The organism is Ralstonia pickettii, from assembly GCF_016466415.2.
Classification (GTDB): domain Bacteria; phylum Pseudomonadota; class Gammaproteobacteria; order Burkholderiales; family Burkholderiaceae; genus Ralstonia; species Ralstonia pickettii.
This window is the reverse complement of sequence record NZ_CP066772.2, coordinates 983,207-1,005,439: the sequence shown is the minus strand read 5'-3', so window position 1 is coordinate 1,005,439 and position 22,233 is coordinate 983,207. Positions and strand designations below refer to the sequence as shown.

General features: G+C 65.6%; 19 protein-coding genes. 10 read left to right on the top strand and 9 right to left on the bottom strand.

All coding sequences use genetic code 11. The features are described from left to right. Window positions 1–128 precede the first annotated feature (128 nt). The 3 genes from RP6297_RS20770 to RP6297_RS20760 all read right to left on the bottom strand — a co-directional run bounded on the left by RP6297_RS20770 (window position 129) and on the right by RP6297_RS20760 (window position 3,768). Window positions 129–1,556 (bottom strand): PAS domain-containing protein, encoded by a 1,428-nt coding sequence (locus RP6297_RS20770; RefSeq protein WP_009240633.1) that lies wholly within the window; start codon window positions 1,554–1,556, stop codon window positions 129–131. A 38-nt stretch (window positions 1,557–1,594) separates the two neighbouring features. Beyond that, a complete protein-coding gene (galE, locus tag RP6297_RS20765; RefSeq protein WP_009240632.1) occupies window positions 1,595–2,620 on the bottom strand; it encodes a UDP-glucose 4-epimerase GalE in 1,026 nt (341 codons plus the stop codon). Between the two features lie 167 nt (window positions 2,621–2,787). Further along, on the bottom strand, window positions 2,788–3,768 hold the full coding sequence (locus RP6297_RS20760) for a tyrosine-type recombinase/integrase (protein WP_009276951.1): 981 nt from the start codon (window positions 3,766–3,768) through the stop codon (window positions 2,788–2,790). Between the two features lie 87 nt (window positions 3,769–3,855). Here RP6297_RS20760 and RP6297_RS20755 point away from each other — a divergent pair, with 87 nt between their 5' ends. From RP6297_RS20755 to otsA, 4 genes are all read left to right on the top strand, one after another. Next, a complete protein-coding gene (locus tag RP6297_RS20755) occupies window positions 3,856–4,062 on the top strand; it encodes a hypothetical protein (protein WP_009240630.1) in 207 nt (68 codons plus the stop codon). Between the two features lie 108 nt (window positions 4,063–4,170). Further along, entirely contained in the window at window positions 4,171–6,222 is a 2,052-nt protein-coding gene (locus RP6297_RS20750; RefSeq protein WP_009240629.1) for an NADPH-dependent 2,4-dienoyl-CoA reductase, read from the top strand. Between the two features lie 161 nt (window positions 6,223–6,383). Next, complete coding sequence (gene otsB / locus RP6297_RS20745; RefSeq protein WP_009240628.1) at window positions 6,384–7,184, top strand: trehalose-phosphatase; 801 nt, start codon at window positions 6,384–6,386, stop codon at window positions 7,182–7,184. Continuing rightward, the gene (otsA, locus tag RP6297_RS20740; RefSeq protein WP_009240627.1) at window positions 7,181–8,611 is read left to right on the top strand and encodes an alpha,alpha-trehalose-phosphate synthase (UDP-forming); all 1,431 of its coding nucleotides are present in this window, start codon (window positions 7,181–7,183) and stop codon (window positions 8,609–8,611) included. Before otsB ends, otsA begins: the two co-directional genes overlap by 4 nt. On the opposite strand, the gene RP6297_RS20735 is transcribed toward otsA, so the two are convergent. The 3 genes from RP6297_RS20735 to RP6297_RS20725 all read right to left on the bottom strand — a co-directional run bounded on the left by RP6297_RS20735 (window position 8,612) and on the right by RP6297_RS20725 (window position 10,907). Then, complete coding sequence (locus tag RP6297_RS20735) at window positions 8,612–9,388, bottom strand: Mut7-C RNAse domain-containing protein (protein ID WP_009240626.1); 777 nt, start codon at window positions 9,386–9,388, stop codon at window positions 8,612–8,614. A 147-nt stretch (window positions 9,389–9,535) separates the two neighbouring features. Then, window positions 9,536–9,865 (bottom strand): hypothetical protein, encoded by a 330-nt coding sequence (locus RP6297_RS20730; protein WP_009240625.1) that lies wholly within the window; start codon window positions 9,863–9,865, stop codon window positions 9,536–9,538. A 97-nt stretch (window positions 9,866–9,962) separates the two neighbouring features. Next, window positions 9,963–10,907, bottom strand: a complete 945-nt coding sequence (locus tag RP6297_RS20725) for a LysR family transcriptional regulator (protein ID WP_009240624.1) — start codon at window positions 10,905–10,907, stop codon at window positions 9,963–9,965. A gap of 340 nt (window positions 10,908–11,247) precedes the next feature. On the opposite strand from RP6297_RS20725, the gene RP6297_RS20720 reads away from it, so the two are divergent. From RP6297_RS20720 to RP6297_RS20695, 6 genes are all read left to right on the top strand, one after another. Continuing rightward, window positions 11,248–12,339, top strand: a complete 1,092-nt coding sequence (locus RP6297_RS20720; RefSeq protein ID WP_037028584.1) for an alpha/beta hydrolase — start codon at window positions 11,248–11,250, stop codon at window positions 12,337–12,339. Between the two features lie 115 nt (window positions 12,340–12,454). After that, window positions 12,455–13,765 (top strand): efflux RND transporter periplasmic adaptor subunit, encoded by a 1,311-nt coding sequence (locus tag RP6297_RS20715; RefSeq protein WP_009240622.1) that lies wholly within the window; start codon window positions 12,455–12,457, stop codon window positions 13,763–13,765. A 38-nt stretch (window positions 13,766–13,803) separates the two neighbouring features. Next, complete coding sequence (locus tag RP6297_RS20710) at window positions 13,804–17,010, top strand: efflux RND transporter permease subunit (protein ID WP_009240621.1); 3,207 nt, start codon at window positions 13,804–13,806, stop codon at window positions 17,008–17,010. 61 nt (window positions 17,011–17,071) lie between these two features. After that, complete coding sequence (locus RP6297_RS20705) at window positions 17,072–18,622, top strand: efflux transporter outer membrane subunit (RefSeq protein ID WP_009240620.1); 1,551 nt, start codon at window positions 17,072–17,074, stop codon at window positions 18,620–18,622. A 251-nt stretch (window positions 18,623–18,873) separates the two neighbouring features. Further along, window positions 18,874–19,560 (top strand): molybdate ABC transporter permease subunit, encoded by a 687-nt coding sequence (gene modB, locus RP6297_RS20700; RefSeq protein ID WP_004627431.1) that lies wholly within the window; start codon window positions 18,874–18,876, stop codon window positions 19,558–19,560. Next, complete coding sequence (locus RP6297_RS20695) at window positions 19,557–20,300, top strand: sulfate/molybdate ABC transporter ATP-binding protein (RefSeq protein ID WP_009240619.1); 744 nt, start codon at window positions 19,557–19,559, stop codon at window positions 20,298–20,300. Before modB ends, RP6297_RS20695 begins: the two co-directional genes overlap by 4 nt. A 2-nt stretch (window positions 20,301–20,302) precedes the next feature. Here RP6297_RS20695 and RP6297_RS20690 read toward each other — a convergent pair whose 3' ends face one another. Genes RP6297_RS20690 through RP6297_RS20680 form a run of 3 tightly spaced genes read right to left on the bottom strand, consistent with a single transcriptional unit; the run spans window position 20,303 to window position 22,181 of the window. Next, window positions 20,303–20,800: a flavodoxin family protein gene (locus RP6297_RS20690; RefSeq protein ID WP_009240618.1), complete on the bottom strand. Its 498-nt coding sequence runs from the start codon at window positions 20,798–20,800 to the stop codon at window positions 20,303–20,305. 7 nt (window positions 20,801–20,807) lie between these two features. Beyond that, the gene (locus RP6297_RS20685; protein WP_009240617.1) at window positions 20,808–21,620 is read right to left on the bottom strand and encodes a TOBE domain-containing protein; all 813 of its coding nucleotides are present in this window, start codon (window positions 21,618–21,620) and stop codon (window positions 20,808–20,810) included. Between the two features lie 57 nt (window positions 21,621–21,677). After that, a complete protein-coding gene (locus RP6297_RS20680; RefSeq protein WP_009240616.1) occupies window positions 21,678–22,181 on the bottom strand; it encodes a DUF6622 family protein in 504 nt (167 codons plus the stop codon). Window positions 22,182–22,233: the final 52 nt, after the last annotated feature.

Sequence of the window (22,233 nt, the reverse complement as noted above, 5' to 3'; positions counted from 1 at the left end):
CGGCGCTCCCCTGGCGCGATTACACACGCTCTGCTTGAGCTATCGAACACCTATACGAAAAACTTGAGTAGGACATCTACCCAAGTGCCAAGTCACCGCGGAGGAAAGGGGACACAGAGAAAGACGCCTCAACGCAAGGCGTCGGGATTGATGCTGGGAAGCGCGCCGCCTGTGGACGTCGTAGTGGGCCCAGGCGGTGATGTCGATTCTGTCTGCGGTGCGACAGCTTCTGCGGCGGGATGGTCGGCAGGCGTCCACGATTCCCACAAGCCATGGCGACGCAGCGTTTCCGGTGCCTCGGCAACGATCGAAGCGGCTGAGCCGGCAACCCCTGCCGAGGCTGCTTTTGCAGCCACCTCGATATGCGACCCTGCCATGCGCACGGCATTGCCACCGGCGTCGCGCACTGCCACGCCGTGCGCAGCAATCTGGCGATAGCTGCCGTCCTTGTGCCGCATGCGGAATTCCGCCACGTACGCCGGCGTAGTGCCGTCAACATGCGCCTGGATGCGATTCAGCACCATGGGCAGATCATCCGGGTACACCAGACGGAGATACTCGCTCGTGCTTGGACCGATCTCCTTGAGCGTGTAGCCCAGCATGGCGGCAAAGCGCGCGGAGAACTGCGCAGCGCGGGTGACCAGATCGAACTCCCACAGGCCGACATCTGCGCCGTCGAGCAGCAGTTGATGGCGGGCAACGAGTTCGGCCTCGCGGCGGCGGTAGCTCTGCTCCAGGTCGTTGAGCGCCTGCACGGTTTCCTTGCGCAGACGGATTTCGCGTGTGGCAACGGCGGCCGCTGTGTCGCCTGTTGCACGATCCCGATAGCCCAGCAGCAAAGCAGCGAGCACTGTTGCAGCCGCACCCACCACGAGCAGCAACCGCAACCCTGCCGGCGCATTGCCGGGCATGTCGGAAAGCGTCGAAAACGAGCCTGCGAGCGACGCCGTGTACACCGCATCCGCCGTCAACGCAACGCCAAACAGCACGCTGACAAACAGACTCACGCCCGGGCGGCGTACCGCAACCCCGGTCGCCCCCGACCGCGCCGAGAGGGCAAGCTGCAGCGCCGCCGCACACGCCACCGCCGACAGCACCATGACGATGCCGAGCAGCCCGGCGTCTTCCCAGGCGGTGGCGCTGAAGCTGGTCACGCCGGCCAGCAGCAACACCGCCACGGGGCCGCTTACGCTCAGCAACACGCCGAGCAACAGGGCGCGCATCAGGCCCGCACGGCCGCCCAGCACGCACCACAGCGCCGCCACAGCCAGGCTCCAGCAGAACGACGCGAGCGTCATCACAAGCACCGCGGGGCCTTCGTGCAGCGGCCAATGCACAAGCAGCGGCAGCAGCGGCACTGCCCACAGCCCGACCGCCGAGAACAACGCTGTCATCACCAGTGGCACGCGCGTGCGCGGGGCCGTCGCACTGCGCAAGTCATCAAGCAGACGCAGCAGCAGACTGCCCGCGCCGCAGGCCACGACAAACGGCAGCAACGCAGGCAACAACGCCTGCGCCAGCATATTGACCAGGTGGGCGATCAACGCCTTATCCACGAAGGGGCGTCTCCTGTGGGTTCGAGTAGTTCAATGCATCAACCACGGGTTTGAAAGCCGTCCGGATTCATGCTTTGCCAACGCCACGAATCCTCACACATGCGCTCGATGCCGTATTGCGCGCGCCACCCCAGCAGCGACGCAGCCAGCGCCGGATCGGCATAGCAGGCGGCAATATCGCCGGGGCGGCGATCCACGATCTGATACGGTACCGGCTTGCCGCTGGCGCGCTTGTAGGCCTCCACCACTTCCAGAACCGAATACCCGCGGCCCGTGCCGAGGTTGACGGTAAAGCCGCGGCCATCGCGGCGCAGCGTGTCGAGCGCCGACAGGTGCCCGCGCGCAAGGTCGACCACGTGGATGTAGTCGCGCACGCCGGTGCCGTCGGGCGTGGGCCAGTCGCCGCCGTAAATGGAAAGCTTCTCGCGCTTGCCCACCGCTACCTGTGCCACATACGGCATCAGATTGTTGGGGATGCCGCGTGGGTCTTCGCCGATCAGGCCGCTGTGATGCGCGCCTACCGGATTGAAATAACGCAGGTAAGCGATCTGCCACGCGGCATTGGAAATCTCCAGGTCGCGCAGCACCTGCTCGCCCATCACCTTGGTCTGGCCGTACGGGTTGGTGGCCGAAAGCGGGAACGACTCGGTGATCGGCACGGTATGCGGATTGCCATACACCGTTGCCGACGAGCTGAACACCAGCTGACGCACATTCGCATGCGCCATGGCCGCACACAGCGTCACCAGCCCGCCCATGTTGTTGTCGTAATAGGCCAGCGGCTTCTGCACCGATTCGCCAACCGACTTGAGCGCCGCAAAATGGATGACCGCAGAGATGCGCGAGCTGGCAAAGAGGTCGTCGAGCAGGCGGCGGTCACGCACGTCGCCTTGCACGAACTTTGGCGTCTTGGCCGTGATCTGCTCGATGCGCGAGAGCACGGTCGAGCTGCTGTTGCAGAGGTTGTCGAGACCGATCACCTGGTAGCCCGCATCCAGAAGTTCAACCCAGGTGTGCGAGGCGATGTAGCCGGTAGCGCCGGTCAGCAGAATCGTTTCTGTCATGGGGTGCGAGGTATCGAGGAAGGAGAGAGCTAGCGTGCCGGTTTGACCTCGGCATCGTCGTTTTGCGCTACGCCGACCCGCTTCGCAGCGCGTAAAACAGCGCGATCATAGCAAAGCCTGCTCTCCGCTTGCGGGCGGTTTACAGCCTGCGTTGTACAAAAATCGGCCTACGCCTGTCGGTCCGGATGAGCAGCGGCCTGCCACTCAGCATAGGCTGCGCGCAACCGCCATGCCGAGGTCGCATCGCGCAGGCCCAGCGCGTACCCCACCTCAGCAGGGTCCGCGCCAGCGTCGAACAGTGCGGCGGTGTAGCCGTTGCGCAGCGTCTGTGGCGACAGCCGTTCGCTGCGGTGCAGCAACGCCGGCAACGCCGCAAGCCAAGCCTCAACGCGCCGATAGACCGACGCTGCGTGCATAACACGTCCGCCGGCATCGGCAACGAATACGCGCTCGCCCGGCACCTCTGCGTGTGCGCGAACCGCTAGCCACGCGGCCAGTGCAGGACGCGCGGCCTCAAGCACGGGCGCTTGGTACGACGGGCCGCGCGAGCGCTCGACGGTGATCGTCTCCAGCGACTCATCCACTTGGCGCAGCAGCAACGATTGCACCTGCGCGACCTTCAGCCCCGCGCCATGGCACACGGCGACAAGTGCGCGGTCGCGCGCCAGCTTGAACGCGCTGGCGTTGGCCGCAGCCTCGCCGGCCTGCGCACCCACCTCCAGTGACGCCTCGATTGCCGCGCGTTCGGCCAACGAAAGGAACGTGGTCGGATCGTTCTCGCCCTCCGCAAGCTTCTGCTGTACTGCGGAACTTGCAGGGTTGTGCGTGCCCGTGCGTTGTTGTTCGATCTGATGGAAGACGCGTTCGATCAAGCGCGCGTAGCGGTAACGATGCAGCTTGGTCAGGCCCGATTCGTCGAGAAAGGCGGCGATGTCGCCCGCGCTCCAGTCGGCCAATGCGCGTTGGTGCGACTCGGCCCAGCGCAGCCATTTGCGCCACATCGCGCGATACACCGTCGCCGACGATTCACGATAGCCGCGTGCGGCCAGCCAGTGCTCAAAGGCTTGGACAGGCTGCTCGGCCCAGTCTTGCAGGCTGGGCTGGAACAGATCTGGAACAGGCGTGGCGGGCGGCGTGAATGCAGTCACTGCGGCAGCGGAAATGCAGAAAGACAAGGCGTGGGCGAACCGGGGGTGGGGCAATTCGCGTATCCTGCCGAGCGTAACACGCAGTTCATGTATCCCATTGCGGACCTCATCGTGAAGAAAACCGACCTCGAAAAACTCAAGGGCCTCAAGATCGCCAACAATCTCAAGCGCGACAGCCAGCGCACCGGCAAGCCCGGCCAGGGCACCGGCAAGGCGATTCCCCAGAACAAACTGCTGAAGGCGCTGCTCGGCAAGCCAGTCGAAGACGACACGAATAAGTCGGGAAAATCCTGACGCGCAGCCCACACATCTAGAACCCCGCCCTGTTGTTCCAACGGGCGCTTGGGTGCTACCGTCCGGCGCGTTTCCACCTCATCGCAGCGCCGCTGCCCTGCGCCGGACATGTCCTCCTCCACGCCCTCCTCGCCTTACCCCCACCTGCTCCAACCGCTCGACCTTGGCTTCACCACGCTCAAGAACCGCGTGTTGATGGGCTCGATGCACACTGGGCTGGAAGATGGCAACCACTTCGACCGGCTGGCCGCCTACTTTGCCGAGCGCGCTCGCGGCGATGTCGGCCTGATGGTCACCGGCGGATTCGCACCGAATATTGCGGGTTGGACCAAGCCCTTTGCCGGGCGCCTCGCCACACATGGCGCTGCGCGCCGCCACCGCACGGTCACCAACGCCGTGCATGAAGAAGGCGGCAAGATCGCCCTGCAGATCCTGCACACCGGCCGCTATGGCTATCACCCGTTCGCCGTTGCGCCCACGGCGCTGCGCTCACCCATCAGCCCGTTCACGCCGCGCGAGTTGTCGGTGCGCGGTATCGAGCGGCAGATTCGCGCCTTCGTGCATTGCGCCCAGTTGGCCCGCGAAGCCGGCTACGACGGCGTCGAGATCATGGGTTCCGAGGGCTACTTCATCAACCAGTTCCTCGTCACCCACACCAATAAGCGCACGGACGACTGGGGCGGCAGCTATGCCAACCGCATGCGCCTGCCCGTGGAAATCGTCCAGCGCACGCGCGAGGCGGTCGGCAAGGATTTCATCATCATCTATCGCCTGTCGATGATCGACCTGATTCCCGACGGCAGCTCGTGGGAAGAAGTCGTGCAGCTTGGCAAGGCCGTGGAGCGCGCGGGTGCCACCATCATCAACACGGGCATCGGCTGGCACGAGGCGCGCATCCCGACCATTGCGACGAGCGTGCCGCGTGCGGCGTTTGCGTGGGTCACGAAGAAGATGAAGGGCGAGGTCGGCATTCCGCTGGTGACGTCCAACCGCATCAACACGCCCGAGGTGGCGGAGGCCGTGCTGGCCGACGGGTGCGCCGACATGGTTTCGATGGCCCGGCCGCTGCTGGCCGATGCCGACTTCGTACGCAAGGCCGCCACGAACCGCGCGCAGGACATCAACACCTGCATCGCCTGCAACCAGGCGTGTCTGGACCACGCTTTCAAGGCCAAGATTGCGAGCTGCCTCGTCAACCCGCGCGCATGTCATGAGACCGAACTCGTCATTCGCCCCACGCCGGCCAAGCGGCGGTTTGCGGTGGTCGGCGCAGGGCCTGCCGGCCTGTCGGCAGCCATCACATTGGCCGAACGTGGGCACGCCGTCGACCTGTTCGACGCAGCACCGGAACTCGGCGGCCAGTTGAACATGGCAAAGACGATCCCGGGCAAGGAAGAGTTTCACGAGATGCTGCGTTACTTCACGCGCCGCGTCGAAGCAACGGGCGTGACGCTGCGCCTCGGTACACGCGTGGATGCGCCGCAGCTTCTTGCGGCCAAGTACGACGAGATCATCATCGCGACGGGCGTATCGCCGCGCAACCCGAAGATTCCGGGGCAGGACCATCCGAGCGTGCTGTCGTACATCGATGTGCTGCGCCATCGCAAGCCGGTGGGCAAGCGCGTCGCGATTGTCGGTGCAGGCGGCATCGGCTTTGACGTAGCGGAATTCCTCGCGCTTGATGGCCACTCGCCCACGCTCGATCTGCAGACGTGGCGCGCCGAATGGGGCGTGGGTGATCCGACCGAAGTGCGTGGCGGTGTGGATGGCATCCGCCCCGAACCGCAAACACCCGCGCGCGACATCGTCCTGCTGCAGCGGCGTGCCGGCAAACTCGGCGGCGGTCTCGGCAAGACCACGGGCTGGATTCATCGGACCAGCCTCAAGAATCTGGGCGTGCGCATGGTGGGTGGCGTGAACTACGAGCGCATCGGCGACGAAGGCCTGCTCGTGAGCTACGGCGAAAAACGCGAGGCCGCCGAATGGCTGCCGGTTGACTCCATCGTGCTGTGCGCCGGGCAAGAGCCATTGCGCGAACTCGTTGCGCCGCTGCAGGCGGGCGGCGCAAAGGTGCACGTCATCGGTGGTGCGGACGAGGCGCTCGAACTGGACGCCAAACGCGCGATCGACCAGGGAACGCGTCTGGCGGCATCGCTGTGACGCCTTGGGCACGTGGGATGTGAAGGTTTTGCATCACGTGCCCATTTTTACAATCTCGCCACCCTCTCCCGCCCGCCGCGAATGCCGAAATGACAACGGCGGGCGCGGTCGGCCCGGTTCTTGCGTGAACAGGCGCATCACGCACATTCACCAGAACCGGTTTGTCCAAGAACGTCTCTCCCCAGTCTTCTGCCAACGCGGCGCCCCTGCCCTCGCTCGACCTGGGCCGAACGGCCTTCCTGCTCGACTTTGACGGCACCCTCGTCGATATCGCGCCGCAACCCGAAGCGGTGCATGTTTCTGCGCCGCTGCGCGAAACACTGGCCGCGCTGCATGCCGCCAGCGGGGGCGCGTTGGCGATCATCAGCGGGCGCACGGTGCATGACGTGGAGTCGCGCCTGTCTCTGCCCGGCCTCGTCATCGCCGGTGTGCACGGCGCCGAACGCCGCTATGCAGACGGCGGCTTCGTCCGCCTGAACGCTGACGCAGATGCACTCGCGCAACTGGAGCGCGAGTTGCGCGCAGAACTCACGCAGTTGTCGACGCAGTTCTCCGGCGTGGTGCTGGAGAGCAAGGGCATTGCGTTTGCCCTGCACTACCGCCACGCACCTGAAGCCGAAAACGCCGTGCTGACGTTGGCCGACCGTCTCGCGCGCAGCTATGCCGACCACGTGCGCCTGCAGGCGGGAAAGATGGTCGTCGAACTCAAACCGCGTGGCGCCAGCAAGGGCGATGTGGTCCACACACTGATGACCGAGCCGCCTTTCATGGGCCGCACCGTGCTGTTTGCCGGCGACGACCTGACCGATGAAAGCGCGTTCGATGCCGTCAATGCGCTGGACGGCTGGTCGATCAAGGTCGGCGCAGGCCCGAGCCAGGCGCGTTGGCGCGTGCCAGATGCGGCGGCATTGCGGGCCTGGCTGGCAACGCTCACGGCCCCGTCCGAGCGAGGTGCCACATGAGCCGACTCATTGTGGTTTCCAACCGCGTCGCGCCCGTTGCCGAAGGCCAGGGGACGGCGGGGGGCCTGGCCGTTGGCGTGTTCGACGCGCTGCGCGAAACCGGCGGCATCTGGTTTGGCTGGAGCGGCGAAACCGCGACCACCGTGTCGCACGAGCCGAACATCGTCACCAAGGGCAACATCACCTATGCCACCGTCGGCCTGAACCGCAAGGACTACGACCAGTACTACCGCGGTTTTGCCAACGCAACGCTGTGGCCGATCTTCCACTACCGCGTGGATCTGTCGCGCTACGAGCGCCAGGAATACCACGGCTACCGGCGCGTCAATGCGCAGTTTGCACATCAGCTCAAGGCGCTGGTGCAGCCCGACGACATCCTCTGGGTACACGACTATCACCTGATCCCCTTTGCCGCGGAGTGCCGCGCGCTGGGGCTCACCAACCGCATCGGGTTCTTCCTGCACATTCCGTTTCCGTCGCCGGAAATCCTGACGACGATTCCGCCGCATGAAGACCTGATGCGCGCGCTGTGTGCGTACGATCTGGTCGGTTTCCAGACCGAGACCGATCGTGTCGCCTTCTACGACTACATCGAGCGCGAGGCGCGCGGCTACATCGAACAAAAGGAACAGAACGGCCCCGTGCACGCCTATGGCCACACGCTGCGCGCCGAGGTCTACCCGATCGGCGTGCATCCGGACGAGATCGCGCAGCAGGCGAAGGCGTCGTTGGCACGGCGCAATCCGTTCGCACGGCATGCGAGTGTGCGCGGCGAGAGGATTGCACCTCAGGGGCAAGGCCAAGGTCAGCAGCCCACGAAGCTCATCATGAGCGTGGACCGGCTGGATTATTCGAAGGGCTTGCCGGAACGCTTCCGCGCGTTCGAGCAGTTGCTGGATGATTTTCCGGACCACCGCAGGCATGTGACGTTCATCCAGATTGCGCCGACCTCGCGCCAGGACGTGCAGAGCTATCAGCAGATCCGGCAGCGACTGGAAGCCGAGTCAGGCCGCATCAACGGCAAGCATTCGGAGCTGGACTGGACACCCATCCGCTACATCAACAAGCAGTACGAACGGCGCGTGCTGATGGCGCTTTTCCGCAGCTCGCAGATCGGTTATGTCACGCCCCTGCGTGACGGCATGAACCTCGTCGCCAAGGAATACGTGGCCGCGCAAGACCCGGAAGACCCGGGGGTGCTCGTGCTGTCGCGCTTTGCCGGCGCGGCGCGCGAGCTGGATGCCGCACTGATCGTCAACCCGTATGACACGCGCGGCATGGCCGAGGCGCTGAACCGTGCGTTGACGATGCCGCTGGAAGAACGCAAGGCGCGCTACGCCCACATGATGGATAGGCTGCGTGCGGCCAATCTCACCATCTGGCGCGAACGCTTCGTCGCCGATTTGCGCAACGCGTCGCCCCAGTAGTCAGGCGCCTGCGCTGCCAGTGCGCGGCATGCGCTCGGCGGTTTCCGCTGAGTCAGCCGATGCGCCGGCCTCGGGCCACAGCATGTCGGCCAGCACGGCATTCATGCGCGCCCAGTGCGAACCGGGCCAATAGACGCGGCGGCAGACATCACAGGTGCTAAAGAGCCGCTGGCGCTCACGCACGCGGGGCGGCACGCTGGCGGAAGCCTCTTCCGGGCTCAGCATCCGCAGCAGCACATTGCACTCGAGACAGCGCGAAAACGGCTTCGCCACATCAGCGAGCCGCAGGCGTGTGACGATTTCACGCATCTGTGCCTGCGGCTCGCGCGCACGGATGAACGCGCCACGCCGGATGCCGCGCCGCTTGAGAAGCTCACGGTCACGCGACAGCACGATCCAGTCTTCCTCGTGGGCGAGCGCTTCGATGGCCGCGTCGGCGTAGTTGTTGTCGTAGGCGGTATCGAAACCGGCCATGCGCAGCAGGCGCGCCGTGGCGCCCAGGTGCGCGTCGCACAGGAAGTGCAGCGGCGCCGCCGGCAAGAAGGGCTCCACAGCTGAAACGGCCACGTGGCCCCGGGCCGGCAACAACGCCTCCAGCGCCATGGCCCGGCCATCCACCAGCACCTGGCCAATCTCAGTATGTGGCACCCCAAGCGCCTCGATGGCGTGCTTGAGCGTGGCGCCCTCTGCCCACGCGCGCACAACGGGATGCCCACGCAACGCAATCGGAAGAAGCGGCGTGAGGCCGGAATCGAACGTGAGCACGACGGTCTGCATGCCTGCCACGATACTCCCAACCCAACATGGGTGCCTTGGCACGTTAGCGCCAAAGGGTCTGCCGACCGCCCGAACAATAAAAATGCGGCGTGACCGCTGAAGTCACGCCGCAAACAGGGAGGAGGATAAATTCAGTCGCTGCGCGGTTTATGCGCGCGATGCAGCGCCACCGTTCGGATAGCTCGCATCGCCATTCCACGACAGGTAGCCATACGTATCAGCCTGGCGATCCGCGCCTTGGCTGTACGGGTCAAAACGATCGCTCTTCCACGACAGGTAGCCATACGTGTCGGCCTGACGGTCAGCGCCTTGCGTGTACGGATCAAAGCGACCAGCCTGCGTTGCGGCCGGAGCGTCAAAGTTGGGCTGGATGGACGCCGTTGCGGGCTGCGACAGCAGCGTGGCGGAAGCCGACACGGTGGCCACCATGGCCAGGACAGCGCGACGGGAGAAGGCGGAGAAGAGGCGGGAGTTCATGATCGATTCCTTGTTCGTTTGCGCTCGTTGTTGCGCTTGGAAGGCAGAATAGATCGTTGCTCCCGTCTGATAAATGCGACTTTGCGGAAATAACTGTTCAGGCGGCGCTAACAATGTGCAGTCGCGGATTTTCCTTGAGCTGCAGGCACGGATGGTCGGCAAACAGCGTCGCCACCCAGTCCACAAACACCCGCACCTTGGGCGACAGGTGCCGGTTGTGCGGATACACCACCGATACGGGCACCGGCTCGGAAATATAGTCCGGCAGCACTTCCACCAGCGCGCCCGACATCAAATGCTCGTACACCAGGAAGCGCGAAGTCTGCAGCAGCCCGAGGCCATGCAGCCCGCACGCCACTGCCGATTCGGCATCGTTGACGGACACCATGCTGCGGACCTTATGGATCTGCTTCTGCCCGTCGATCACGAAATCCCAATCCATGCGGCGGCCGTTGCGCGCTGAGAAGTAATTCACCGCCGTGTGGTCCTGCAGGTCTTCCAACGTCTTGGGCGTGCCGCAGCGGGCAAGGTATTCCGGTGACGCGCAATTGACCATCGACAATTGGCCGATGCGCCGCGCGACGAGGCTGGAGTCCTGCAATTCGCCGCCGCGCACCGCGCAATCCACGCCTTCCTGCACGAGGTCGACGGTGCGGTCGCTCATGCCGATCTCCAACTGAAGATCGGGGTACGCCTCGTGAAAATCGCGAATGCGCGGCACAAGCAACCGTTTGCCAATCGACGCAGGCACGTCGATGCGCAAGGTGCCGCGTGCGCCCGACGAGCTTTGCGAGAACGCAGCCTCCGTCTCTTCAAGATCGCCGAGCAGACGCACGCAGCGCTCGTAATACGCAGCGCCATCGGCGGTGACATTCACGCGGCGCGTGGTCCGGTGCAACAGGCGCACGCCGAGATGCGCCTCAAGGCTTTGCACCAGGTTCGTCACCGTGGCGCGGGGTAACTGAAGGCTGTCGGCAGCCTTGGTGAAGCTGCTGGCTTCCACAACGCGCGTGAAAACCTGCATGGCCTGCAAGCGATCCATCTGCGGCTCCTTAGGGACGGACTCCACGGGGCGGGCGCACTGCCCGAATCAAAACGGGCAATGCGCCGGACTTGTGGAATCAAGGGGTCTGCTCATGCTCCAGAACACGCACGCGTTCTGAGCATCAGGCGCGATCAGGAAAGCTGCGACTACGGGTTTTCGCAGTGCAACAAGATCGGCCTTGAGCATGGACACTTTGTAGCACAACCGTAAATTCTGATTGTTCGGCTGCAACTAATAGTGATGTCTAATTATAGGCATTTATCCGCGTTCGTCTAATCACCATCATTCAGCCCATCGATATCCGGGTGATCCGCAAAGGTAAGCCCTGCCTGACATCATGGGTTCTTCTCCACCGCGCCTCGTTGTTTCGGATCGCTCGCCGCCCAGCGATGCGGCATCGGCCGCTGTTCGCCCAGCGCGACCGTACGCAACGCCCGCTCCCACAAATGTTGCACTGAATAACAATTTGCGCGACGCAGCATCGACGCTGCCTGAGCAAGCTTCTGCGTGCAAGGAAACGGCCGGCGTGGCGCCGTTGCCGCGCGAGGTCACGGCCGAAGACTATTGGACGCAGGGCTACGCGGGCCGGATCCGCCTGCGTGTGTTCCGCCCAGAAATGGACACCGACGATGCCGCCGCACCGCTGCGCCGCCCTGGCGTGCTGTACCTGCATGGCGGCGGTTTCGTGCGCGGCTCGATTAACGACGCAGATGCGCCGGCGCGCCACCTGGCGGCCACATTGCCGGCGGTGGTGGTGACGGTCGGCTATTCGCTGGCGCCCGCAGCGCCTTTTCCGGCCGCCCCGGAAGATGTATACGCCGCGCTGTGCTGCATGGCGGACCATGCTGGCGCATGGGGTATTGATCGTCGCCGCATTGCCGTGGCCGGACATGACGCCGGCGGCAACCTGTCGGCCGCGCTGTCGATGATTGCGCGCGACCGCGGCGGCCCGCACCTGCGTGCACAGGTCCTGATCGCGCCGATGCTCGATCCAACCATGGCACGCGTGCGCCCCGACCACCTGGCCAACGCAGACAACTCTGCTGAAGTCTGTGCCGATTGCTATCGCCAGTACCTGCCCCGCCCGACCGAGCGCGTGCACCCCTATGCCGCGCCGGTGGAATCGCGCCGTCTGCAGGGCCTGCCCCCCGCCCTGCTGCTCACTGCGCCGCAAGACCTGCTGCGCACCGAAGCAGAGCGCTATGCAGCGTGCCTCATTGAAGCGGGCGTCGTCACGCAGGTCGTGCGCGTGAACGAGGCCTGCCATGACTCGATCGCGATGAGCGCGGTCGCGCAAGACGAGATGACGTGCTTCCTGCGCTGGCACCTTGGCATGACGCGCCAGGCGGCCGTCCCGCGCAAACGCCGTCCCCGTGCGGACCGAAAGGACCGCACCTCCATTGACCCGACCGGGGAGACGCCTGGCTGAACCCATACAACAAGAAACGGAGTGCGAGGCCGCCCGCGTATTTCTACGCTGCGGCCCAAGCGCTTTTATCCAGTCTTTTTCTCTTTGCTTACCCAACAAAATCGAGAGAGTCATCATGAGCCTGTCCAAACGCACACTCGCCATTTCGGTTGCCGCCGTGCTCGGCGTTGCAGCCGTTGGCACCTACGGTCTGATCTCCAGTGCCGGCGCATCGCAGCAGCCGGCAGCCGCCCCCGCTGCCACGCCGGTGGATGTGGCGCCGGTCCTGGCCAAGAACGTGGCCGAATGGGATGAGTTTTCCGGCCGCATCGAAGCCGTTCAACGCGTGGAAGTCCGCCCGCTGGTGAGCGGCACCGTCACCGCCGTCCACTTCAAGGACGGCAGCATCGTCAAGAAGGGCGACGCGCTGTTCACCATCGACCCGCGCCCCTACGCCGCCGAAGTCGCACGCACGCAAGCCGCGCTGACCGCCGCCAAATCCCGCGTGGCCTACACCACCTCGGAGCTGGACCGTGCGCAAAAGCTGGTGGCCGACAACGCCATCGCGCGCCGCGAGTTCGAAGAGAAGGAAAACGCCGCACGCGAGGCACAGGCCAACCTGCAAGGCGCCGCCGCCGCGCTGGAAGCCGCCAAGCTGAACCTGGAGTACACGCACATCGTTGCGCCCGTCGCGGGCCGCGTGTCGCGCGCTGAGATTACGGTCGGCAACGTCGTCTCCGCCGGTGGCGCTGCCCCGGTATTGACGACGCTGGTATCGGTCTCGCCGATGTACGTGGCGTTCGATGCGGATGAACAAAGCTACCTGCGCTACTCCGCCAAGGCCGCCCAGGGCGCGAAGACGCCGGTCTACATCGGGCTGGCCAATGAAGACGGCTACACGCGCGAGGGCGTGATCCAGTCCGTCGACAACCGGCTGGACGTGCGCTCGGGCACGATCCGCGTGCGCGCCACGCTCGACAACGCGGACGGCCGCCTCACGCCAGGCCTCTACGCCCGCGTGCGCATGAGCACCGGCGCGCCGCACGACGCCATCCTCATCAGCGACAAGGCCATCGGTACGGACCAGGACAAGAAGTTCGTCCTGGTGGTGGATGCCGCCAACAAGACGAGCTATCGCCCGGTGGTACTGGGCGCCTCGGTTGACGGCCTGCGCGTGGTGAAGTCGGGTCTGAAGGCCGGCGAGCGCATCGTCGTGAATGGCATCCAGCGCGTGCGCCCGGGCGACGCCGTGGCACCCAACACGGTGACCATGGATAGCCTCGTCACCAAGCGCGTGGTGTTGCCGGGCGCACAGCCGGAAGCCCCGGCCGCACCCGCCGAGGCGAAAGCCGACACATCCGCTGCGCCCGCCGCCAAGGCCGAAACCAAGCCCGCGAACGCCAAGACTACAGCCAACGCCCAACGCCTTCCGGCCGACCGCGCCTGAGCGCGCCGGATTGCGACTGAACCTCATCGCTCACAGCCATGAACTTCTCTAAATTTTTCGTGGACCGCCCGATCTTTGCGGGCGTGTTATCCACGCTGATCCTGCTGATCGGGATCATCTCGATCTGGCGATTGCCGATCTCGGAGTATCCCGAGGTCGTGCCGCCTTCGGTGGTGGTGCGCGCGCAGTTCCCGGGCGCCAACCCGAAGGTGATTGCCGAGACCGTCGCCTCGCCGCTCGAAGAACAGATCAACGGCGTCGAGAACATGCTCTACATGCAGTCGCAGGCCAACAGCGACGGCAACATGACCACGACGGTCACCTTCAAGCTGGGCACCGACCCGGACAAGGCGCAGCAGCTCGTTCAGAACCGCGTGTCGCAGGCACTGCCGCGCCTGCCCGACGTGGTGCAGCGCCTGGGTGTGACGACCATCAAGAGCAGCCCCGACCTGACGATGGTGGTGCACTTGCTGTCGCCCAACGACCGCTACGACATGACGTACCTGCGCAACTACGCCGTGTTGAACGTCAAGGACCGCCTTGCGCGGATCAGCGGCGTGGGCCAGGTGCAGCTGTTCGGCTCGGGTGACTACTCGATGCGCGTGTGGCTCGACCCGAACAAGGTCGCCGAACGCGGCCTGACGGCCAACGAAGTGGTCAAGGCCATCCGCGACCAGAACGTGCAGGTGGCAGCCGGTGTGATCGGCGGTTCGCCGTCGGTGCCGGGCACGGACCTGCAACTGTCCGTCAACGCGCAGGGGCGCCTGAAGACCGAACAGGAATTCGGCGACATCATCCTGAAGAGTTCGCCCGATGGCGCCGTCACGTACCTGCGTGACGTGGCCCGCATCGAACTGGCTGCGTCGGAATACGGCCTGCGCTCGCTGCTCGACAACAAGCAGGCGGTGGCCATTCCGATCTTCCAGGCGCCGGGTTCCAACGCGCTGCAGATTTCGGATGACGTGCGCAAGACGATGGCCGAGCTGAAGGAAGACTTTCCCGAAGGCGTGGACTACCGCATCGTCTATGACCCGACGCAGTTCGTCCGCTCGAGCATCGAAGCCGTCACGCACACGCTGCTGGAAGCGGTGGCGCTTGTGGTGCTCGTGGTGATCCTGTTCCTGCAGACGTGGCGTGCGTCGATCATTCCGCTGTTGGCGGTGCCGGTGTCGATCATCGGTACGTTTGGCCTGATGCTGATGTTCGGCTTCTCGATCAACGCGCTCTCGCTGTTCGGGCTGGTGCTGGCGATCGGGATCGTGGTGGACGATGCCATCGTGGTGGTGGAAAACGTCGAGCGGAACATCGCCGAAGGGTTATCGCCACGCGAGGCGACGTACAAGGCCATGCGCGAGGTGAGCGGCCCGATCATCGCCATTGCCCTGACGCTGATTGCCGTGTTCGTGCCGCTGGCCTTCATGACGGGCCTGACCGGTCAGTTCTACAAGCAGTTCGCGCTGACGATCTCGATCTCGACCGTCATCTCGGCCTTCAACTCGCTCACGCTGTCGCCGGCGCTGGCCGCCCTGCTGCTCAAGAGCCATGACGCACCGAAGGATTGGCTCGCGCGTGCAATGGACAAGGGCCTGGGCTGGATCTTCCGCCCGTTCAACCGCGTGTTTGGCGCCGCATCGGAATCGTATGGCCGCAGCACGTCGCGCGTGATCGGCCGTAAGGCGGTCATGCTGGGCATCTACCTGGCGCTGATCGGTGCGACCGCGCTGCTGTTCAACAAGGTGCCGGGTGGCTTCGTGCCGATGCAGGACAAGCAGTACCTGGTGAGCTTCGCGCAACTGCCGGACGGTGCCTCGCTGGACCGCACGGAAGACGTGATCCGCCGCATGTCGGATATCGCCCTCAAGCACCCGGGCGTGGAAAGCGCTGTGGCGTTCCCGGGCCTGTCGATCAACGGCTTCACCAACAGCCCGAGCGCCGGCATTGTGTTCGTCACGCTCAAGCCGTTTGATCAGCGCAAGGGTGCCAACCTGTCGGGCGGTGCCATCGCCGGGCAGCTGAACCAGCAGTACGGTGCGATCAAGGATGCCTTCATTGCGGTCTTCCCGCCGCCGCCGGTGCAGGGCCTGGGTACGGTGGGTGGCTTCAAGATGCAGATCGAAGACCGGGGTTCGGTCGGCTACGAACAGCTCTTTGCCGCCACGCAGGCCTTCATGGCGAAGGCACGCCAGACGCCTGAGCTGGGCCCGTCGTTCTCGAGCTACCAGATCAACGTGCCGCAGCTGAACGCCGACCTGGACCGCGTGAAAGCCAAGCAGCTTGGCGTGCCCGTCACGGACGTGTTCGACACCATGCAGGTGTATCTGGGCTCGCTGTACGTGAACGACTTCAACCGCTTCGGCCGCACGTATCAGGTGAAGGTGCAGGCAGACGCGCCGTTCCGCGCCCATGCAGAAGACATCCTGCAGCTGAAGACGCGCAACACCGCGGGCGAGATGGTGCCGCTGTCATCGCTGCTGCGCGTGTCGCAAGGCTTCGGGCCGGACATGGTCGTGCGCTACAACGGCTACACCGCTGCCGACATCAACGGCGGCCCGGCCCCCGGCTTCTCGTCGGGCCAGGCACAAGCGGCAGTGGAACGCATTGCGCATGAAACGCTGCCCAAGGGCGTGCGCTTCGAGTGGACGGATCTGACGTATCAGCAGATCCTGGCCGGCAACTCGGCCGTGTGGATCTTCCCGATCTGCGTGCTGCTGGTGTTCCTGGTGCTCGCCGCACAGTACGAAAGCCTGACGCTGCCGCTGGCCGTGATCCTGATCGTGCCGATGAGCCTGTTTGCCGCCATGCTGGGCGTGTGGGTCTCGCATGGAGACAACAACATCTTTACGCAGATCGGGCTGGTGGTGCTGGTGGGGCTGGCGTGTAAGAACGCCATCCTGATCGTGGAGTTTGCGCGGGAGCTGGAGCTGCAGGGACGCACCATCGTCGAAGCCGCCATCGAGGCCTGCCGCCTGCGTCTGCGCCCGATCCTGATGACGTCGATCGCTTTCATCATGGGCGTGGTGCCTCTGGTGGTATCGACCGGCGCCGGTGCGGAAATGCGTCATGCCATGGGCGTGGCCGTGTTCGCGGGGATGCTGGGTGTGACGCTGTTCGGCCTGTTCCTCACGCCGGTGTTCTACGTGCTGCTGCGCACGCTGGCGGCACGCCGCGGCCAGCGCTCGGAAGACGCCCCCGATCGTGATCTGGACCTGGATGGCACGCTGCCTGTGCCGTCGACCCAGCACTAAGGTCAATACTCTTCAAGACATCGCTATGAACGCGTCGACACAACAACAAACAGGTCCGGCCATGCGGTCGGGCCGCTGGACCCCGCTGGCGCTGGCCGCCGCGCTGTTCCTCGCGGCCTGCTCGCTCGCCCCGACCTACGAGAAGCCGGACGTTGGCACACCCAACGCCTTCAAGGAAGCTGCACAAACCGCGGACGCACCGTTGGCTGCAGGCGAGCAAGGCAAGTGGAAGACCGCCGAGCCTGCCCTGCCCGCCGACGGCGCGTGGTGGAAGATCTTCAACGACCCGACGCTCGACAAGCTCGAAGCGCAGGCCGCTGAAGCCAGCCCCACGCTGGCCGCCGCAGCCGCGCGCGTGAACCAGGCGCGCGCCTTCGTGCAAGCCAACCGTGCATCGCTGTTCCCGGAACTGGATGCGGGCTTCGGCCCGACGCGCCAGCGGGCTTCGGCGGCATCGGCCGGTTTGCCGGTCGGCGCGCCCGTGCAGCCGCAGACGTACTGGCGCGCGCAATCCACCGTAGCGTATGAGGTCGACCTGTTCGGCCGCGTGCGCAACAACATCGATGCCGCCGGGGCCGATGCCGAGCGTGTCGAAGCGCTGTACCGCGCCGCCCGCCTGTCATTGCAGGCCGACGTGGCGCAGACGTACTTCAGCCTGCGCACGCTGGATGCGGAAGAAGCCTTGCTGTCCCGCACGCTGGTCGGCCGCGAAGAGGCGCTCAAGCTCGTGCAGCGCCGCTTCAACACCGGCGACATTGGCGAACTGGACGTCGCCCGCGCTGATGCCGAGCTCGCGACGGCACGCTCGGATCGCATCGGCGTGCAGCGCCGTCGTGCCGTGCTGGAGCATGCATTGGCAACGCTGCTGGGCAAGGCGCCAGCTGATTTCACGATGGGCGCAGACCCGCTGCAATCGGCCGAAGTGCGCGTACCGGCGGGCCTGCCCTCCGCCCTGCTGGAGCGCCGTCCCGATGTGGCTGCGGCGGAACGTTCGATGGCTGCGGCCAACGCACGCATTGGCGTGGCGCGCGCGGCGTTCTTTCCGCAACTGCAGCTCACGGGCGGCTTCGGCTACGAATCGCACGACATCGGCGACCTTCTCAAGTGGGGCAGCCGCACGTGGATTCTCGGCCCGCTGGTCGGCACCGCGCTGTCGCTGCCGATCTTCGACGGTGGCGCTCGCAGCGCCGGCGTGAAGCAGGCGCGTGCCGCGTATGAAGAGAACGTCGCCAACTACCGCGAAAGCGTGCTCGTCGCCTTCCGCGAGGTGGAAGACAACCTCTCGGAACTGCGTCTGCTGGCCGATCAGGCCAAGGCACAGGACGACGCCGTGCGCGCTTCCACGCGCGCCGCGCAACTCTCGCGTACGCGCTACAACGCGGGGTCGGTCAACTACCTGGACGTGATCGATGCCGAGCGCAACATGCTGTCCGCCGAACGCATCGGCGTGCAGCTGGCCGGCAGCCGCATGAACTCCACCGTGGGGCTCATCAAGGCGCTGGGCGGCGGCTGGGGGGATCTTCCGTCAGCCGCACCGGCTACACCGGCTAACACAGCCGCCGCGGCCAATGCGGCCAATGCGGCCCAGCCCGCAACGGTGGCGCAACAGTAACGAAAGCATTGCCCCCTCTCTCTGGAAAGCGAGATCTGCGCGGCTTCGGCCGCGTTTTTTTGCTGTGGACTGCCTGCGACCTACGCCCATGCGACTTTCGCGCAGTGCTGCGCAACATGCCAGGATTGACCTGGCGTTATATCCAACCCTATATTGCGGATAACTCACCCAATCTGTCGCCGGCACCCGACGCACCGCGCCGTTCGCGGGCATGACCCGGCCGGCCGACGGCAGCTTCCCAACGTATCCGCATGTCTGCTTCCATCTGGACGCCTCTGCTGCTCTCACTCAAGGTGGCGGGCTGGGCGACCGTCCTCAACCTCGTGCTGGGCGTGGGCGCGGCCTACGCGCTCGCACGCACGCGCAGCCGCCTGCGCGAGGTCATCGATTCGGTCTTGACGCTGCCCCTGGTGCTGCCGCCGACGGTGCTCGGCTATTACCTGCTGGTGCTGCTGGGCCGGCGCGGCACGATCGGCGGGTGGCTCGACAGCATGGGCATCCAGCTCGTCTTTACCTGGCAAGGCGCGGTGATTGCCTCCACCGTGGTGGCGTTTCCGCTGGTCATGAAGTCGGCACGCGCCGCCTTTGAAGGCGTCGATCATCAATTGGAAAACGCGGCGCGCGTGCTGGGCCTGCCCGAGGCCGCCGTGTTCTTTCGCGTCACGCTGCCACTGGCCGCGCGCGGCATTGCTGCCGGCGTGCTGCTGGCCTTTGCACGTGCCCTGGGCGAATTTGGTGCCACCCTCATGATTGCCGGCAACCTGCCCGGCCGCACGCAGACGCTCTCCGTGGCCATCTACGAAGCCGTGCAGGCCGGCGACGACGCCACGGCCAATACGCTGGTGCTGATCACATCGGTCACCTGCATCGTGGTGCTGGTCGTGGCCAGCCGCCTGCTGCAAGGGCGCGCACCGAGCCTGCAGGAGCAACTGGCATGAGCGGCGGCATGATCGACCTCGTCGTGCAGAAAACGCTCACCAGCGCGGCGCGGGTGTTCTCGCTCGACATTGCCGTGCGCTCGGACAGCCGGCGCGTGGTGCTGTACGGCCCTTCAGGCGCCGGCAAGAGCCTCACGCTGCGCGCCATTGCCGGCCTGATGACGCCCGAGCGCGGCCGCATCATGCTCAACGGTCGTACGCTGTTCGACCACGCCGACGGCATCAACCTCAGCGCGCAGGAACGCCGCGTCGGTTACCTCTTCCAGGACTACGCGCTCTTCAACCACCTGACGGTGGCGCAGAACATCGCGTTCGGGCTCAAGCGCGGGTGGTTCAACCCGCCGCGCCGCACCCACGATCCGCGCGTCCAGCAGTGGATCGACATGTTTGAGCTGGGCAACGTCGCCGCCAATTTTCCGACGCAGATTTCCGGCGGCCAGCGCCAGCGTGTGGCACTGGCCCGCGCGCTCATCGCCGAGCCGTCCATGCTGCTGCTCGACGAGCCCTTTGCCGCGCTGGACCCGGCGTTGCGCACGCGCATGCGCTCGGAGCTGTCCGCCCTGCAAGCGCGGCTGCAGGTGCCGATGCTGATGATCACGCACGACCCGGCCGATGTGGAGATCTTCGGGGACCACGTATTCGAGCTGCGCGACGGCCGTGTCGTGGCCGATGCCGTGCGGACGCCCGATGCGCCGCCGCTCTCGCCGTATCCACATCTGACGGCGGTGGTGAACCGCTAGCGTCAGAACACGCCCAACGCGAGCCCCGTTGCCAAGGCCTGCCCGAGGGCACGGCAGCGCTCCAGAGCCTCTGCGCCAATCTGCTTTGGCGCCAGGATGGCCTCGGGCGTCTGCGCATGCGTGCAGACGATGATCGGCTCGGCCACGGGCTTGAGCCGCCAGCCGGTGGCAATGCGTTCAATCTGACGCACCGCATTCTGGCCATCGCTGCCCGCGCAGATCAGGCACGCGTATGGACGACCGTTGATGCGGTCGAGCGCAGGGTAATAGCAGCGATCGAAGAAATCCTTGAGCTGGCCGCTGATGGCAGCGAGGTTTTCGGGTGTCGCGAAGAGATAGCCGTCTGCGGCAAGCACATCGTCGGGGCCGGCTTGCGCGGCGTGCAGCAAGCGCACAGTCACACCGCCCTCTTCTGCGGCGCCCGCCTGCGCGGCCTCGGCCATCTGGCGCGCGCCGCCCGTCATCGAGTGGTAGACGATCAGCAGGGTTTTCGGCGTCATGAGGGTGTCAGGCCAATCCCAAGATCACGCTCGACGCCTCGAACACGGCGACGGCTTCCACGCCTGCGGCCAGTGCCAGCGTTTGAACCGCCGTGCGCGAGAGCATGGCCACCAGCACGGTTTCCCCCGCCGACGCGGCGCTCGCATCCAGCAGGCGCAGCCGCACTTCGGCCTGCACCGCGCCATCGCGGATTTCCGTGACCACGCACGGCAATTGGTTTTCTGCCGAGACCCGCCACTCGCCGGCGCCGCGCATCAGCATCACGGCAGGCGCCTTGATGAGCGCGACGGCCTGCACACCCGGCGCCAGCCCCAGCACGCGCGTGCTCTCCTGGGTGATGGTGGCAGCGACAGCCTGCCCGCCGGGCAGGCGCAGCGTCACCACATCGTTGACGGCGCCCGGCGCGACCGATTCGACCGTGCCGAACAGCGTATTGCGCGCGCTCGTGCGCAACATGAGGCGGCGCAGCAGGTTGACGTCTTCACTGGCGGCCTGCGCGGCCGCATCCAGGCGCTCGACAAAGCGGCGGTGCTCGGCTTCCAGCACGCGAAAGCTCTCGATCAGCCGTTGCGCACGCGGCGTCAGCACGCTGCCGCCACCGCCCTTGCCGCCCGTGGTGCGCACCACCAGCGGCTCGCCGGCCAGGTTGTTCATGGTGTCGATGGCGTCCCACGCGGCCTTGTAGGAAAGGCCCACGGCTTTGGCGCCTGCCGTGATGGAGCCGGTCTGCCCGATGGCAGCCAACAGTTCGATCCGGCCACGCCCGCCCCAGTTGTCTTCACCGGCGCGTAGCCAGATGGTGCCATCGAGTTCCAGCATGTCGTCCCGTCTTGAATGGAGATTGCAACATGCCGGATGTTAACGCCGATTGCTGGTTCAAGCCGCCGCCAGGCGCGGCGTACGCACGTGCAGCAGCACCGAGCGCGAGAGCAGCAGGCCGCCCAGGAAGCCGAACAGCGCGCTGAACAGCGCCATGAAGCTGCCGGAGTGCGAGACTTCCGGGTGCATCGCGAGCATCACGTTGTAGGCATAGCGGGCGGCGAACAGGCCCACGATCACGACCATCGGCACCCAGCTGCCCGGCACACGCACAGTGCGGGCCGTTTCAGAGACGGCGCCGTTGGGCGGCGACATATACGTCACCAGGAACGCCACGACAACCGCGACCAGCCACATCGTGAGCGCAAGCGGGCTGGCATGGCTTGCCATCGACACGCCGTAAAGCGAATACGCGGCCACCACGAGCGGCAGCACGATCAGGCGGCGGCGCGACACGATGCGGGGCTGCATCTGACGCACCCCAATGGCAATCAGCACGGCAAACGCGACGAACACCCAGGCGGGCGTATGCGAGACGATGGAGGCGATCGATTCGAGCATGGCGGTCTCCCTGTTGGAATGACGCCAGCTTAGGTGCCGGCCCCCGCACGCG

Coding starts and splice junctions, on each gene's coding strand:
- galE (WP_009240632.1), bottom strand. CDS start 2,620: ATGACAGAAACGATTCTGCTGACCGGCGCTACCGGCTACATCGCCTCG.
- RP6297_RS20755 (WP_009240630.1), top strand. CDS start 3,856: ATGTATCCCATTGCGGACCTCATCGTGAAGAAAACCGACCTCGAAAAA.
- RP6297_RS20750 (WP_009240629.1), top strand. CDS start 4,171: ATGTCCTCCTCCACGCCCTCCTCGCCTTACCCCCACCTGCTCCAACCG.
- otsA (WP_009240627.1), top strand. CDS start 7,181: ATGAGCCGACTCATTGTGGTTTCCAACCGCGTCGCGCCCGTTGCCGAA.
- RP6297_RS20735 (WP_009240626.1), bottom strand. CDS start 9,388: ATGCAGACCGTCGTGCTCACGTTCGATTCCGGCCTCACGCCGCTTCTT.
- RP6297_RS20730 (WP_009240625.1), bottom strand. CDS start 9,865: ATGAACTCCCGCCTCTTCTCCGCCTTCTCCCGTCGCGCTGTCCTGGCC.
- RP6297_RS20725 (WP_009240624.1), bottom strand. CDS start 10,907: ATGGATCGCTTGCAGGCCATGCAGGTTTTCACGCGCGTTGTGGAAGCC.
- RP6297_RS20720 (WP_037028584.1), top strand. CDS start 11,248: ATGGGTTCTTCTCCACCGCGCCTCGTTGTTTCGGATCGCTCGCCGCCC.
- RP6297_RS20715 (WP_009240622.1), top strand. CDS start 12,455: ATGAGCCTGTCCAAACGCACACTCGCCATTTCGGTTGCCGCCGTGCTC.
- RP6297_RS20710 (WP_009240621.1), top strand. CDS start 13,804: ATGAACTTCTCTAAATTTTTCGTGGACCGCCCGATCTTTGCGGGCGTG.
- RP6297_RS20705 (WP_009240620.1), top strand. CDS start 17,072: ATGCGGTCGGGCCGCTGGACCCCGCTGGCGCTGGCCGCCGCGCTGTTC.
- modB (WP_004627431.1), top strand. CDS start 18,874: ATGTCTGCTTCCATCTGGACGCCTCTGCTGCTCTCACTCAAGGTGGCG.
- RP6297_RS20695 (WP_009240619.1), top strand. CDS start 19,557: ATGAGCGGCGGCATGATCGACCTCGTCGTGCAGAAAACGCTCACCAGC.
- RP6297_RS20690 (WP_009240618.1), bottom strand. CDS start 20,800: ATGACGCCGAAAACCCTGCTGATCGTCTACCACTCGATGACGGGCGGC.
- RP6297_RS20685 (WP_009240617.1), bottom strand. CDS start 21,620: ATGCTGGAACTCGATGGCACCATCTGGCTACGCGCCGGTGAAGACAAC.
- RP6297_RS20680 (WP_009240616.1), bottom strand. CDS start 22,181: ATGCTCGAATCGATCGCCTCCATCGTCTCGCATACGCCCGCCTGGGTG.